Here is a 16,422-nt window from a genome sequence, read left to right as displayed (position 1 = left end):
AACGTGAAAAAAATTAGCTTCTTGCTAGCCAGTCTATGTGCCTTGTTTTTAGTGGCTTGTTCTAATCAAAAGCAGGCAGATGGCAAACTAAATATTGTGACAACCTTTTACCCTGTCTATGAATTTACCAAGCAAGTCGCAGGAGATACTGCAAATGTAGAACTCCTAATCGGTGCTGGTACAGAACCTCATGAATACGAACCGTCTGCCAAGGCAGTTGCCAAAATCCAAGACGCAGACACCTTCGTTTATGAAAATGAAAATATGGAAACATGGGTTCCTAAATTGCTAGATACCTTGGATAAGAAAAAGGTCAAAACCATCAAGGCGACAGGCGATATGTTGCTCTTGCCAGGTAGCGAGGAAGAAGAGGGAGACCATGACCATGGCGAAGAAGGCCATCACCATGAGTTTGACCCCCATGTTTGGTTATCACCAGTCCGTGCCATTAAACTTGTAGAGCACATCCGTGACAGCTTGTCAGCAGATTATCCGGATAAAAAAGAGACCTTTGAGAAGAATGCAGCTACCTATATCGAAAAATTGCAAGCCTTGGATAAGGCTTATGCAGAAGGCTTGTCTCAAGCCAAACAAAAGAGCTTTGTGACTCAACACGCAGCCTTTAACTATCTTGCATTGGACTATGGACTCAAACAAGTCGCAATCTCAGGCCTTTCTCCAGATGCAGAGCCATCAGCTGCACGTCTGGCAGAATTGACAGAGTACGTCAAGAAAAATAAAATTGCCTATATCTACTTTGAGGAAAATGCTTCACAAGCCCTTGCTAATACACTTTCAAAAGAAGCAGGTGTCAAAACAGATGTCCTCAATCCTTTAGAAAGTCTGACAGAAGAAGATACCAAGGCGGGAGAAAATTATATCTCTATCATGGAGAAAAACCTCAAAGCTTTGAAACAAACAACAGACCAAGAAGGTCCAGCTATCGAGCCTGAAAAGGCAGAGGATACCAAGACAGTCCAAAATGGTTACTTCGAAGATGCAGACGTCAAGGATCGCACCTTGAGCGACTATGCAGGCAACTGGCAATCAGTTTATCCTTTCCTTGAAGATGGTACGTTTGACCAAGTCTTTGACTACAAGGCTAAGTTGACTGGTAAGATGACTCAGGCTGAGTACAAGGCCTACTATACAAAAGGCTATCAGACAGATGTTACTAAGATCAATATTACTGATAATACTATGGAATTTGTTCAAGGTGGACAAAGTAAGAAATATACTTACAAGTATGTTGGTAAGAAAATCTTGACTTATAAGAAAGGAAATCGTGGCGTGCGCTTCCTCTTTGAAGCGACAGATGCGGATGCTGGACAATTCAAGTATGTTCAGTTTAGTGACCATAATATCGCCCCAGTTAAGGCAGAACATTTCCATATCTTCTTTGGAGGCACAAGCCAAGAAGCTCTCTTTGAAGAAATGGATAACTGGCCAACCTACTACCCAGATAATCTATCTGGCCAAGAAATTGCCCAAGAAATGTTGGCGCATTGATGAGAAACCGACTAGTTCATAGGAGCTAGTCGGTTTTTGGATACTAGATAGCTAACTCTATTAGAGACCTTTCAGATACCTAAGGAACTTTAAACAATGAATAAAACTCTTGAAATATCTGGACCTGTATGTTAGAATAATTTTATCGGGCAAGGTTCATTAGAACACCAAATCCCTTAACTATGGCCGTAGTTAAGGGATTTTTTGACGTATCTTAGCGATTTAACGGGTGTTGATAGGCTAGCCATTCGGTCTACTTCTTACCATCTAGCCATTTGCAAACGAAATACAAGATGATTCCTGCTATGACGTCCGCTACAATAGTAAGAACGAGCTCTGGGGCAAAGTTCATTAGTTTCACCTCCTCTCACGAACCGTAAGGAACGTAATCGGTAACCGATGACAAAAATAGTATATCACATTAAATTTAGATCATCAACATTGCTTAATGCTTGAAATATTAGGACTTATATGCTAGAATGTAGCTAGTGTATAAGGTTCATTAGAACACCAAAGCCCCTAACTATGGCCGTAGTTAAGGGCTTTTTTGACGTATCTTAGCGATTTAACGGGTGTTGATAGGCTAGTCATTCGGTCTACTTCTTACCATCTAGCCATCTGCAGACGAAATACAAGATAATTCCTGCTATGACGTCCGCTACAATAGTAAGAACGAGCTCTGGGGCAAGGTTCATTAGTTTCACCTCCTCTCACGAACCGTAAGGAACGTAATCGGTAACCGATGACAAAAACAGTATACTACAATAAATTTAGACCATCAACCTTACTTAATGCTTGAAATATTGTAGATTATATGCTAGAATATAGTTAATTGATAAGGTTCATTAGAACACCAAAGCCCCTAACTAGTGCGATAGTTAAGGGCTTTTTCGACGTATCTTAGCGATTTAACGGGTGTTGATAGGCTAGTCACTCGGTCTACTCCTTACTATCTAGCCATCTGCAGACGAAATACAAGATAATTCCAGCTATAACATCCGCTATAATAGTAAGAGCGAGCTCTATGATAAGGCTCATTAGTTTCACCTCCTCTCACGAACCCATAGGAACGTAATCGGTAACCGATGACAAAAATAGTATACCACAATAAATTTAGATCATCAAGGTCACTTAATTCTTGAAATATAGGGTCTAGGTGACAAAGTCTTTAAAATCAGAAAAACGCATCATATCAGGTGTGCAAAACCTTGATATTATGCGTTTTATTGTGGGAAGATTTACTCCATTTTCTCCTGAAATTGAGTTTTTGTCCAGCCTCTGTTTTTGGGGTTGCTGAGAAAATAATGTCATGTGGTGAGTATTTGTAGATCAGTCAGCAGACAGAACGAATATTCTTCGAAAATCTCTTCAAACCATGTCACCTTCGTCTTTCCGTATATATGTGACTGACTTCATCAGTTCTATCTACAACCTCAAAACAGTGTTTCGAGCTGACTTGATCAATTTTCAAATCTGTACTTTGAGCAACCTGAGACTAGCTTCCTATTTGATTTTCATTGAATATCAGAAACCCATTCTCCATCAAATAATTCGACTGCGTCTAATAATTTTTGATCTGGCAAGGTGTCAGAAATAAAGGTTGTGTATTTGGAGAGGGGATTAATTTTAAAAAATCCAGTCTTGTAAAATTTAGAACTATCAATCAGTAAGATGGTTTCATGGGCTTTGTCAATAATATTCTTTTTTGAAATAGCTTGGCTGAGAGAAGCTTCATAAACATATTGATCATCAATACCTCTTGCTGAACAAAAAGCCAAATCGATATTAAAGTGATCTAATAAAGAATTTTCTTTATCATAGTTAATAACTGAACAAGATTGATGTTTTACTTCTCCAGAAGTAATAAAAATTTTAGAACTATCTCTAACAGTTTCAGATAAGGTTTGTGCTGTATGTAGACCATTTGTAAAAATAATCAAATTATCAAGTTCAGAAAGATAGGGACAAAGTTCGTAGGTAGTAGTACTAGAATCCAGATAGATACACATACCTGACCGAATAAAGTCTTTAGCGAGACTAGCGATTAATCTTTTTTGCCTAGTACTTTCTCCTTCACGTATTTGATGGGAAAGTTCAATTGTATTCATGGAGGACAAGGTCACGTATCCGTGCTTTCTTTTGATAAGACCTTGATTTTCTAAGAAAATTAAATCACGACGTAAGGTACTTGTGCTGGAGAAAGTGATTTCTGCCAACTCTTTTACGGCAATTCTTTTTTTCTTTTTGATAATTTCAATCAATTCAAGTACACGTTCATCTTTTATCATAAGCTCCTCCTAATTTATCATCTCAACTATATTATAGCAAAAATTGGAGGAATTTGAATTATTTTTATGTTTATGGCGCAAATATATGAATTTTATTCAAGTAAGCGTTCACATATTGAAAAAATAAAATGCGAGGATTATAATAAACTTAATTAAGGACGAAGAGAGGAGAGAAATGGAAGCGGTTTTAGCAATAGATTTAGGTGCGACTTCTGGAAGAGCAATCGTTGGTTACCTTTCTGAAAATAAACTAGTAATGGAAGAAATAAATCGTTTTTCTAACCTACCTATTAGAGTAAAAGGGCATTTATCTTGGGATGTTGACTTTCTACTAGCTAAAATTCTTGAAAGTATCCGATTGGCTAATACTAGTTACAAGATTTTATCTGTCGGTATTGATACATGGGGTGTTGATTTTGGATTGATTGATAATGAAGGAAAACTGTTATCACAACCTGTTCACTATCGTGATGAAAGAACAAAGGGAGTGTTAAAGGAAATATCTGAAATTACTGAATTAGAAAAACTGTATTCAGAGACAGGAAATCAGATTATGGAGATAAATACCTTGTTTCAACTCTTTAAGGCACGTCAAGAATCTCCTGACTCTTTCTATAAGACCAATAAGATTCTTTTAATGCCAGATTTGTTTAATTATCTGTTGACAGGTAAGTTTGCTTCAGAAAAAAGCATTGCTTCAACAACCCAACTCTTTGATCCGAGAAGTCAAAAATGGAATCAGAATATTTTAAAACTATTTGAATTGGAGTCATCTTTACTTCCTGAAATTGTTTCAGAGGGAAATGTCCTTGGAAGGATAAAAGAGGAGTATGGTTTAGGCGATATTCCTGTTGTGAATGTTTGTAGTCATGATACAGCAAGCGCGATTGTCTCAGTACCTAAGACAGAAGATAGTTTATTTATTTCATCAGGGACTTGGTCTTTGGTTGGAGTGGAGCTTTCTTCACCTGTTCTTAGTACCGAATCCTTCAGTTATGGATTTACAAATGAAGTCGGTAAAGATGGAGTGATTACATTTCTGAAGAATTGTACAGGGTTGTGGATCATAGAGGAGCTAAGACGTTCATTTGAACGAAGAGGGAAAGCATATTCTTTTGGTGATATAAAAACAATGGTGGAGAAAGAAAAAGAAGATCTTCCTTTGATTGATACTGAATCAACTGAATTTGCAACAGAATCTGACATGTACAAGACTTTGACAGAATATCTAGCTTATCATCATGAAACTAGAGAGTGGACAGATGGACAACTATTTAAGATCGTTTATGAAAGCCTAGCTGAAACGTATAGGAAAACGATAGAGTTATTAGAAGGGCTAACTCATAAGGTTTATAAGAGGATATATGTGATTGGAGGAGGTGCTAGAGCCAGTTACTTTAATCAAATGATTGCTGATAGAACTGGTAAAGAGGTTCTTACAGGTTCAACTGAGGCTACAGCTGTGGGGAATATTGTTGTGCAGCTCATAGCTATGGGACAATTAAAAGGGATGGAAGAAGCTCACCATGTTATTGAGGAGTTCCTACAATTAGAGAGTTATTACTCCCAAAAGAATTAAAAAGATTGAGAGTTTGTAAATTTGCCTCCCTCCCCCTTCTTAAGTTTTGTACAAGAAGGGGGGATAATTGGTGAATTGAAAAATATTTAGTGTTTTGATATGAGGAGGACAAGAATGTCAGATGTAAAACAAGAATTAATTAAGTATGGCAAGAAGCTAGTAGAAACAGATTTGACGAAAGGAACAGGTGGAAATCTCAGTGTTTTCGATCGTGAAAAACAATTGATGGCAATTACCCCGTCGGGTATTGATTTCTTTGAAATCAAAGAATCCGATATTGTAGTGATGGACATTAATGGAAATATTGTAGAGGGAGAACGCTTGCCATCTAGCGAGTGGTATATGCATTTGATTCAATATCAAACTCGTGATGATATCGATGCAATTATCCATGCTCATACAACTTATGCAACAGTATTAGCTTGTCTCAGAGAACCACTTCCGGCGAGTCATTATATGATTGCAGTGGCAGGAAAAGATGTTCGGGTAGCTGAGTATGCAACATATGGTACGAAAGAATTAGCTGTGAATGCAGCTAAAGCAATGGAAGGTCGTAGAGCAGTTTTACTAGCGAATCATGGAATTTTAGCAGGTGCACAAAATTTATTGAATGCATTTAATATTGTTGAAGAAGTTGAATATTGTGCAAAAATTTATTGTTTAGCTAAGAATTTTGGAGAGCCAGTAGTCCTTCCTGATGAGGAGATGGAATTGATGGCAGAAAAATTTAAAACATACGGTCAGAGAAAATAGGGAGGATATTAATGTTAAAACATATACCGAAAAATATTTCTCCAGATTTATTGAAGACTTTAATGGAAATGGGACATGGAGATGAAATAGTATTAGCTGACGCGAATTATCCTTCTGCTTCATGTGCAAATAAACTAATTCGTTGTGATGGTGTAAATATTCCAGAATTATTAGATTCCATTCTGTATTTAATGCCATTAGATAGTTACGTCGATAGTTCAATTCAGTTTATGAACGTTGTTTCGGGTGATGATATTCCTAAGATATGGGGTACCTATAGACAGATGATTGAAGGTCATGGTACAGATCTTAAAACGATTACTTATCTTAGAAGAGAAGACTTTTATGAACGTAGTAAGAAAGCTTATGCTATTGTTGCTACAGGAGAAACTTCACTTTATGCTAATATTATCCTTAAGAAAGGAGTAGTTGTTGAAAGAGAAAATGTTTAATAGAGGAATTTTAGTTGCCAGTCATGGTGATTTTGCTAGCGGAGCTCTCATGACCGCAGAAATGTTTGTTGGTGAGACAACAAATGATAGAGTTAGGACATTAGGTTTGATGCCTGGAGAGAATATTGTAGAGTTTGAGCATTATTTTAAAAATCAAGTGGATGAACTGTTAGACTCAAATCAAGAGGTTATCGTTTTGACTGACTTGATTGGAGGAAGTCCTAATAATGTGGCTTTGTCACAGTTTTTAAATTTGGATTCAGTTGATATTGTAACAGGTTTTAATATTCCTCTCCTAGTGGAATTAATATCAAGTTATGATTCAAAAATCAATTTAGAAGAAATTGTTCACAATGCTCAAAATAGTTTGTTTAATGTTAAACAACAACTTAACGTAGAGGAGGAAGAAGATTTATGTCTATAGAGTTTGTTCGTATTGATGACCGTCTGGTACATGGTCAAGTTGTCACTACATGGCTAAAAAAGTATGATATTGAGCAAGTTATCATTGTTAATGATCGCATCTCAGAAGATAAAACACGACAATCTATTTTAAAGATTTCTGCACCGGTAGGTTTAAAAATTGTTTTCTTTAGTGTAAAACGGTTTGTGGAAGTTTTAAACTCTGTGCCAATAAAAAAGAGAACAATGCTGATATATACCAATCCAAAAGATGTGTATGACTCTATTGAAGGAAATTTAAAATTGGAGTACCTCAATGTAGGACAGATGAGTAAAACGGAGGAAAATGAAAAGGTAACTGGAGGTGTAGCTCTAGGTGAAGAAGACAAATATTATTTTAAGAAAGTAGTTGATAAGGGAACGAGAGTTGAAATTCAAATGGTTCCCAATGATAAAGTTACAATGTTGGAAAAATTTTTATAAAAATAATTTAAGGAGGTACAGTATATGCTATTCACACAAGCATTACTGGTGACATTAGTTGGGATTATTGCCACTATTGACTATAATGGACCGTTATTTATGATTCACCGTCCGTTAGTTACAAGTGCAATGGTTGGCTTAGTCTTAGGAGATTTCACCCAAGGTGTTCTTATTGGTTCAGCTCTTGAATTAACTTGGCTCGGTGTAACAGGTATTGGAGGCTACACTCCACCAGATACTATTTCAGGTGCGATTATTGGTACTGCATTTGGTATTTTATCTGGGCAAGGAGAAACTGCTGGTATCGCTATAGCGGTTCCAATTGCAGTTGCTACCCAACAGTTGGATGTTCTTGCAAAAACTTTAGATGTTTATTTTGTGAAAAAAGCTGATAATGATGCTAAAAACGGAGATTACTCAAAGATTGGTTTTTATCATTATTCAAGTTTGATTTTAATCACGTTGTTTAAAATTGTGCCAATTTTCCTAGCTATTATGCTTGGAGGGGAATATGTGGCAGACTTGTTTGCTAAGGTTCCACCAATCGTTATGCAGGGACTTAACTCTGCAGGTGCTTTACTACCTTCAATTGGTTTTGGTATGCTTTTAAATATGATGCTCAAGAAAAATATGTGGGTATTCTTGTTGATTGGCTTCATTTGTTCTGTGTATGGAGGAATGTCAACCATTGGAATCTCACTAGTTGGTATTGCGGTAGCATACTTCTACGATATGATTGGAAGTAAACCACAAGAAACAACTTCAAATAGTGATGTTGAGGAGGACCTTGATCTATGATGAATAATAAAGTAACTAAAGTTGAACTTAAAAAAGTTTTCAAACGAAGTTTTATGTATGGTTCTTCATGGAACTATGAGAGAATGCAGAACCTTGGTTTTCTATATACAATTCTTCCAGTATTGAAAAAACTATATCCAGACAAAGATTCAGCTTCTCCTGCTATGAAACGTCACCTTGAGTTTTTCAATACTCATCAAACAGCGGCACCATTTATTCTTGGAGTTACTTCCGCTATGGAAGAACAAGAAGGAAATGAAGGTGCAGATTCAATTACTGGTATTAAAGTTGGCTTGATGGGGCCACTGGCTGGTCTAGGAGATAGTTTGTTCTGGCTGACACTAGTTCCTATCTGTTTTAGTATTGGTGCGTCTTATTCTAAAGACGGCGGTGCTTTAGGTATCTTTATCGCCTTAATATTGTTTAATGTTATTAATATTCCTGTTAAATATTTCGGTTTGAAATATGGCTATACTAAGGGTTCTAGTCTTATCCAAGAAAATAATACAAAAGGAACATTGAATCGCGTTACGAGTATGGCGACAGCATTAGGGCTAGTACTAGTGGGTGGTTTGATTCCATCAATGGTTGGTATTAATTTTGGATTAGAATTTAAGCAGGGGGAACTTGTTATTTCTGTTCAAGAAATGATTACAAAATTAATTCCAGGATTTATCCCTATGGCTTTGACTTTATTAATGTGTAAATTAATTAGAAAAGGGAAAAATCCGGTTGTACTAATCTTTAGTGTTATGGCTATTGGAGTTATCCTAGTTGTTTTAGGAATTTTGAAGTAGTAGAAAGTGTGGAGGTGGTATTGGGATATCACCTCCATTTTGGAAGAGAGGTAAAGAGTGAAATTATGGTATAAGAAAGCTGCCTCAAATTGGAATGAAGCCTTGCCGATTGGGAACGGTCATTTAGGTGGTATGATTTATGGTTCAGCTACAAAAGAATGTATTCAACTAAATGATGAGACTATTTGGTATAGAGGAAAGTCAGATAGAAATAATCCAGACTCACTATTGCATCTTAAAAAAATTCGGGAATATCTTTTAGATGGAGAAGTTCAGAAAGCCGAAGAATTGATAAAGTTAACAATGTTTGCTACCCCAAGAGATCAAAGCCACTATGAATTACTTGGGGAACTTTACATTGAGCATATAGATATTCAGTCTTCTGCTCTTTCATTGTATGAAAGAGAGCTAGATTTAGATACAGCTATTTCTAATGTTGTGTTTGAGCCTAATGGTTGTAATTTACAAATAAAAAGAGAATATTTTACGAGTTTTAATAAGAATATTTTATGTTGCCGTATAGTGTCATCAGTTCAAAACACATTAAATTTAAACATTAATTTGGGTAGAAATAAACGGTTTAATGATGAAGTATCTAAACTGGATTCAAGTACAATTTTAATGTCGGCCTCTGCCGGAGGTAGAAAAGGTGTTCAGTTTAAAGTAGTATGTCATTCTAAGGTTACGGATGGTGAAGTAAGTGTATTGGGAGAGACAATAGTTATTCGGAATGCTACAGAGGTATTTCTTTATCTCAAATCAATGACGGATTATTGGGGAGACATAGATATTTCTTCTCTTCAGGGAGAATTTAGTAGCATTGATTACTTTACAGAAAAAGATGAACATGTAAAAAAATATCAGGAGCAATTTAATAGAGTTGATTTTAAACTGGACTATAGTAAAGATTGTCTTAGCATTCCAACGAATCTACTTCTTGAAAACACTAAAAAGTATAGTAACTACTTGACTAACTTGTTATTTCATTATGGAAGATATCTGTTAATATCGTCTAGTCAGCCGAATGGTTTACCTGCCAATCTTCAAGGAATATGGTGTGATGAATTAAATCCAATTTGGGGTTCTAAATATACGATTAATATTAATACTCAAATGAATTATTGGATGGTAGGTCCATGTGATTTACCAGAAGTAGAATATCCATTATTTGATATGCTCGAAAGAATGAGAGAGCCGGGAAGACTAACCGCTAAGAAAATGTATGGAGCTAGAGGTTTTACAGCACATCATAATACGGATGGTTTTGGCGATACGGCTCCCCAATCTCATGCCATGGGGGCTGCAATTTGGGTATTAACTATTCCATGGTTATGTACACATATTTGGGAACACTATTTATATTTCCAAGATGAGCGTATTCTTACGGAACATTTTGAAATGATAAAAGAAGCATTTCTTTTCTTTGAAGATTATTTATTTGAGGTGGATGGTTACTTGATGACAGGTCCAAGTGTTTCACCGGAAAATAAATATCGTTTAAAAAATGGTACTGAAGGAAATGCTTGCCTATCATCTACAATTGATAATCAAATTCTAAGATATTTTTGTGATTCATGCATTGGAATCGCAAAACAATTAGGAGACAATTCGGATTTTATTAGTCGTGTGAAGGAGTTAAAAAAGAAACTACCTAAAACAAAAATAGGTAGTAATGGGCAAATACAAGAATGGCTAGAGGATTATGAAGAAGTAGAGCCTGGTCATAGACACATTTCACCTCTATTTGGGCTTTATCCTTATAATGAGATTGATATTTATAAAACTCCTGAATTAGCAGAAGCAGCGGAAATCACTATAAATAGGAGATTATCAAATGCTAACTTTTTATCTTCGCAGGATAGGGAACAAGCGATTAATAATTGGTTAGTAAGTGGTTTGCATGCTAGTACACAAACAGGTTGGAGCGCTGCATGGTTGATTCATTTTTTTGCGAGACTATATCAAGGTGAGCCTGCTTATAACCAGATTAATGGTTTGTTAAATAATGCGACTCTTGGGAATTTATTTCTTGACCATCCACCATTTCAAATTGATGGTAATTTAGGTTTGGTGAGTGGAATTTGTGAATTATTAGTACAGAGCCATCATAATTGGTTATCACTAATTCCAGCTTTACCTTCTGCTTGGTCAGAAGGAGAAGTGAAAGGCCTCAGAGTAAGAGGAGGATATAAGGTATCATTTGCTTGGGAAAATGGGGATATAACATTTCTAAAATTGGAAGGAGGAAACAAAGATCAAAAAGTAAGAGTAAGAATATATGGCAAAAATACTGATGTACAAAATATTGAATTGGTATTTAATTCAGAAAAAATTATTGAGTTAAATTTTTAGGTATAAGTCATGAATAAAGAAAAAATAAAAAGAAAATTAATCACAATACTGTTTGTATGTATTGGGATGTTATGTTTTGGATTGTTAGCAGGAGTTAAGGCTGATAATCGTGTTCAAATGAGAACGACGATTAATAATGAATCGCCATTGTTGCTTTCTCCGTTGTATGGCAATGATAATGGTAACGGATTATGGTGGGGGAACACATTGAAGGGAGCATGGGAAGCTATTCCTGAAGATGTAAAGCCATATGCAGCGATTGAACTTCATCCTGCAAAAGTCTGTAAACCAACAAGTTGTATTCCACGAGATACGAAAGAATTGAGAGAATGGTATGTCAAGATGTTGGAGGAAGCTCAAAGTCTAAACATTCCAGTTTTCTTGGTTATTATGTCGGCTGGAGAGCGTAATACAGTTCCTCCAGAGTGGTTAGATGAACAATTCCAAAAGTATAGTGTGTTAAAAGGTGTTTTAAATATTGAGAATTATTGGATTTACAATAACCAGTTAGCTCCGCATAGTGCTAAATATTTGGAAGTTTGTGCCAAATATGGAGCGCATTTTATCTGGCATGATCATGAAAAATGGTTCTGGGAAACTATTATGAATGATTCGACATTCTTTGAAGCTAGTCAAAAATATCATAAAAATTTGGTGTTGGCAACTAAAAATACGCCAATAAGAGATGATGCAGGTACAGATTCTATCGTTAGTGGATTTTGGTTGAGTGGCTTATGTGATAACTGGGGTTCATCAACAGATACATGGAAATGGTGGGAAAAACATTATACAAACACATTTGAAACTGGAAGAGCTAGGGATATGAGATCCTATGCATCGGAACCAGAATCAATGATTGCTATGGAAATGATGAATGTATATACTGGGGGAGGCACAGTTTATAATTTCGAATGTGCCGCGTATACATTTATGACAAATGATGTACCAACTCCAGCATTTACTAAAGGTATTATTCCTTTCTTTAGACATGCTATACAAAATCCAGCTCCAAGTAAGGAAGAAGTTGTAAATAGAACAAAAGCTGTATTTTGGAATGGAGAAGGTAGGATTAGTTCATTAAACGGATTTTATCAAGGACTTTATTCGAATGATGAAACAATGCCTTTATATAATAATGGGAGATACCATATTCTTCCTGTAATACATGAGAAAATTGATAAGGAAAAGATTTCATCTATATTCCCTAATGCAAAAATTTTGACTAAAAATAGTGAGGAATTGTCTAGTAAAGTCAACTATTTAAACTCGCTTTATCCAAAACTTTATGAAGGAGATGGGTATGCTCAGCGTGTAGGTAATTCCTGGTATATTTATAATAGTAATGCTAACATCAATAAAAATCAGCAAGTAATGTTGCCTATGTATACTAATAATACAAAGTCGTTATCGTTAGATTTGACGCCTCATACTTACGCTGTTGTTAAAGAAAATCCAAATAATTTACATATTTTATTGAACAATTACAGGACAGATAAGACAGCTATGTGGGCATTATCAGGAAATTTTGATGCATCAAAAAGTTGGAAGAAAGAAGAATTAGAGTTAGCGAACTGGATAAGCAAAAATTATTCCATCAATCCTGTAGATAATGACTTTAGGACAACAACACTTACATTAAAAGGGCATACTGGTCATAAACCTCAGATAAATATAAGTGGCGATAAAAATCATTATACTTATACAGAAAATTGGGATGAGAATACCCATGTTTATACCATTACGGTTAATCATAATGGAATGGTAGAGATGTCTATAAATACTGAGGGGACAGGCCCAGTCTCTTTCCCAACACCAGATAAATTTAATGATGGTAATTTGAATATAGCATATGCAAAACCAACAACACAAAGTTCTGTAGATTACAATGGAGACCCTAATAGAGCTGTGGATGGTAACAGAAATGGTAATTTTAACTCTGGTTCGGTAACACACACTAGGGCAGATAATCCCTCTTGGTGGGAAGTCGATTTGAAAAAAATGGATAAAGTTGGGCTTGTTAAAATTTATAATCGCACAGATGCTGAGACTCAACGTCTATCTAATTTTGATGTGATTCTATATGACAATAATAGAAACGAAGTTGCTAAGAAACATGTTAATAACTTGTCGGGTGAATCTGTTAGTCTAGATTTCAAAGAAAAAGGAGCAAGGTATATTAAAGTTAAATTACTAACGAGTGGTGTACCTTTGAGTTTAGCAGAAGTAGAGGTTTTTAGAGAATCAGATGGTAAGCAATCTGAAGAAGATATAGATAAAATAACAGAAGATAAAGTAGTTTCTACAAATAAGGTAGCTACTCAAAGTTCAACTAATTATGAAGGTGTGGCTGCCTTAGCAGTTGATGGTAATAAAGACGGAGATTACGGACATCATTCAGTGACTCATACTAAGGCAGATTCTAATGCTTGGTGGCAGGTCGATCTGGGAGAAGAGTTTACAGTTTCTAAAGTTGATATTTATAATAGAACAGACGCCGAACCTCAGCGTTTATCTAATTTTGATGTTATTTTTCTATCTTCATCAGGAGAAGAAGTTTTTAGAAGACATTTTGATAAAGTAGTTGATGGTCTGTTATCTTTAAAAGTACCTTCTGTAGGGGCTAAGCTAGTCAAAATAGAATTAAAATCATCAGCTATTCCGTTAAGTTTAGCGGAAGTTGAAGTCTATGGTTCAAAGAGAACTCCGAAGAAACTTTCCAATATTGCGTTAGCAAAAGAAACTAGACAGAGTTCAACGGATTACAATGGTTTTTCTCGTCTAGCAGTTGATGGAAATAAAAACGGAGATTATGGTCATCATTCGGTGACTCATACCAAAGGAGATTCTCCTTCATGGTGGGAGATAGATTTAGCACAAACCGAAGAATTAGAAAAGTTAATTATTTATAATAGAACAGATGCTGAAATTCAGAGATTATCAAATTTTGATATTATTATATATGATTCAAATAATCATGAAGTTTTTAAACAACATATTGACAGTTTAGAAAGCAATAATCTATCCATAGGCTTAAAAGGACTGAAGGGAAAAAAGGTTAGAATTTCTTTGAGAAACGCAGGAATTCCTTTAAGTTTGGCAGAGGTAGAGGTTTATACTTATAAGTAATTTTAAAAATTATCATACGGTAGTATAAAAGAAACAGAAAAATAAGAGGAAAGTATTATGATCCAACATCCACGTATTGGTATTCGTCCGACTATTGATGGTCGTCGTCAAGGTGTACGCGAATCACTTGAAGTACAAACAATGAACATGGCTAAAAGTGTGGCAGATCTTATTTCAAGTACATTGAAATATCCAGATGGAGAACCTGTGGAATGCGTGATTTCTCCATCTACTATTGGTCGTGTTCCAGAGGCTGCAGCTTCACATGAATTGTTTAAAAAATCAAATGTTTGTGCAACAATTACAGTCACACCATGCTGGTGTTATGGTAGTGAAACTATGGATATGTCTCCAGATATTCCTCATGCTATTTGGGGATTTAATGGGACAGAACGTCCAGGAGCTGTCTATCTTGCAGCTGTTCTAGCTTCACATGCTCAAAAAGGGATTCCAGCGTTTGGAATTTATGGAAGAGATGTTCAGGAAGCTAGTGACACAGCTATTCCAGAAGACGTCAAAGAAAAACTTTTACGCTATGCGCGTGCAGCTCTTGCAACTGGCTTGATGAGAGACACTGCTTACCTATCAATGGGTAGTGTTTCGATGGGGATTGGTGGTTCTATTGTGAATCCAGATTTCTTCCAAGAATACCTAGGAATGAGAAATGAATCAGTAGATATGACGGAATTTACACGTCGTATTGACCGTGGTATTTATGACCCAGAAGAGTTTGAACGTGCTATGGTTTGGGTAAAAGAACATATCAAAGAAGGAGTTGATCGAAATCGTGAGGATTTGATTCTTTCTAAAGAAGAGAAAGAAAAACAATGGGAATTTGTGGTAAAAATGTTTATGATTGGTCGAGATCTTATGCAGGGGAATCCTCGTTTAGCAGAGCTTGGTTTTGAGGAAGAAGCAGTTGGTCACCATGCTCTAGTAGCTGGTTTTCAAGGCCAACGCCAGTGGACAGACCATTTCCCAAATGGGGACTTTATGGAAACTTTCCTCAATACTCAGTTTGACTGGAATGGTATTCGAAAACCATTTGTATTTGCGACAGAGAATGATTCACTAAATGGTGTGTCTATGCTCTTTAATTATCTATTAACAAATACTCCACAAATCTTTGCTGATGTGCGTACTTATTGGAGTCCAGAGGCTGTTAAACGTGTAACGGGACATACTTTAGAGGGTCGTGCTGCAGATGGATTCTTACATCTAATCAACTCGGGCTCTTGTACATTAGATGGTACTGGCCAAGCTACTCGAGATGGCAAACCTGTTATGAAACCATTCTGGGAGTTGGAAGAAAGTGAAGTGCAGGCTATGCTTGAAAATACAGACTTCCCACCAGCAAACCGCGAATACTTCCGTGGAGGAGGATTCTCAACTCGTTTCTTGACGAAGGGGGATATGCCAGTAACAATGGTACGTCTCAATCTTCTAAAAGGGGTTGGTCCAGTGCTACAAATTGCAGAAGGTTACACACTTGAACTTCCTGAAGATGTTCACCATACTTTAGATAATCGTACAGATCCAGGATGGCCAACTACTTGGTTTGCTCCACGTTTGACAGGAAAAGGTGCTTTCAAGTCTGTCTATGACGTCATGAATAATTGGGGAGCTAATCACGGAGCCATAACATATGGCCACATTGGAGCAGACTTGATTACCTTGGCTTCTATGTTGAGAATTCCTGTCAATATGCATAATGTACCTGAGGAAGATATCTTTAGACCTAAAAATTGGTCCTTATTTGGAACAGATGATCTAGAATCAGCAGACTATCGTGCATGTCAGTTGTTGGGGCCACTACATAAATAAAATTTGTTTATATAGGAGGTGAACTTACGTCCCTCCTATCCTTTTAAAAATATTTGTTA

At 36.2% G+C, this 16,422-nt stretch carries 12 protein-coding genes; 11 read left to right on the top strand and 1 reads right to left on the bottom strand.

The window, feature by feature from the left end:
* The first annotated feature begins 3 nt into the window (after positions 1-3).
* Positions 4-1,509: a zinc ABC transporter substrate-binding lipoprotein AdcA gene (gene adcA / locus SK608_RS09910; protein ID WP_033678711.1), complete on the top strand. Its 1,506-nt coding sequence runs from the start codon at positions 4-6 to the stop codon at positions 1,507-1,509.
* A 1,514-nt stretch (positions 1,510-3,023) separates the two neighbouring features.
* On the opposite strand, the gene SK608_RS09905 is transcribed toward adcA, so the two are convergent.
* Positions 3,024-3,797, bottom strand: coding sequence for a DeoR/GlpR family DNA-binding transcription regulator (locus SK608_RS09905; protein WP_033678709.1), 774 nt, complete (start codon positions 3,795-3,797; stop codon positions 3,024-3,026).
* Positions 3,798-3,972: 175 nt separating this feature from the next.
* Between SK608_RS09905 and SK608_RS09900 the strand changes: the two genes are divergently transcribed.
* The 10 genes from SK608_RS09900 to SK608_RS09855 all read left to right on the top strand — a co-directional run bounded on the left by SK608_RS09900 (position 3,973) and on the right by SK608_RS09855 (position 16,363).
* Positions 3,973-5,376, top strand: coding sequence for a rhamnulokinase (locus SK608_RS09900; RefSeq protein ID WP_033678707.1), 1,404 nt, complete (start codon positions 3,973-3,975; stop codon positions 5,374-5,376).
* A 114-nt stretch (positions 5,377-5,490) separates the two neighbouring features.
* On the top strand, positions 5,491-6,129 hold the full coding sequence (locus SK608_RS09895; protein WP_033678705.1) for an L-fuculose-phosphate aldolase: 639 nt from the start codon (positions 5,491-5,493) through the stop codon (positions 6,127-6,129).
* Between the two features lie 11 nt (positions 6,130-6,140).
* On the top strand, positions 6,141-6,581 hold the full coding sequence (locus SK608_RS09890; RefSeq protein WP_000912113.1) for an RbsD/FucU family protein: 441 nt from the start codon (positions 6,141-6,143) through the stop codon (positions 6,579-6,581).
* Entirely contained in the window at positions 6,574-7,005 is a 432-nt protein-coding gene (locus tag SK608_RS09885) for a PTS sugar transporter subunit IIA (RefSeq protein ID WP_033678738.1), read from the top strand. Before SK608_RS09890 ends, SK608_RS09885 begins: the two co-directional genes overlap by 8 nt.
* Entirely contained in the window at positions 6,996-7,466 is a 471-nt protein-coding gene (locus SK608_RS09880; protein ID WP_033678702.1) for a PTS sugar transporter subunit IIB, read from the top strand. The genes SK608_RS09885 and SK608_RS09880 overlap by 10 nt, the downstream gene beginning before the upstream one ends.
* A 24-nt stretch (positions 7,467-7,490) precedes the next feature.
* A complete protein-coding gene (locus tag SK608_RS09875; protein WP_033678700.1) occupies positions 7,491-8,264 on the top strand; it encodes a PTS mannose/fructose/sorbose/N-acetylgalactosamine transporter subunit IIC in 774 nt (257 codons plus the stop codon).
* Entirely contained in the window at positions 8,261-9,061 is an 801-nt protein-coding gene (locus tag SK608_RS09870; protein WP_000981723.1) for a PTS system mannose/fructose/sorbose family transporter subunit IID, read from the top strand. The genes SK608_RS09875 and SK608_RS09870 overlap by 4 nt, the downstream gene beginning before the upstream one ends.
* Before the next feature lie 57 nt (positions 9,062-9,118).
* Positions 9,119-11,413, top strand: a complete 2,295-nt coding sequence (locus tag SK608_RS09865; RefSeq protein WP_033678699.1) for a glycoside hydrolase family 95 protein — start codon at positions 9,119-9,121, stop codon at positions 11,411-11,413.
* A gap of 9 nt (positions 11,414-11,422) precedes the next feature.
* Positions 11,423-14,539: a glycosyl hydrolase family 98 C-terminal domain-containing protein gene (locus SK608_RS09860; protein ID WP_033678697.1), complete on the top strand. Its 3,117-nt coding sequence runs from the start codon at positions 11,423-11,425 to the stop codon at positions 14,537-14,539.
* A gap of 57 nt (positions 14,540-14,596) precedes the next feature.
* Entirely contained in the window at positions 14,597-16,363 is a 1,767-nt protein-coding gene (locus SK608_RS09855; protein WP_033678695.1) for an L-fucose isomerase, read from the top strand.
* Positions 16,364-16,422 lie beyond the last annotated feature (59 nt).

Source organism: Streptococcus mitis subsp. hohhotensis, from assembly GCF_000722775.1.
Classification (GTDB): Bacteria; Bacillota; Bacilli; order Lactobacillales; family Streptococcaceae; genus Streptococcus; species Streptococcus carlssonii.
Note: the sequence above shows the minus strand (reverse complement) of the source record. Positions and strands in the feature narration are given on the sequence as shown.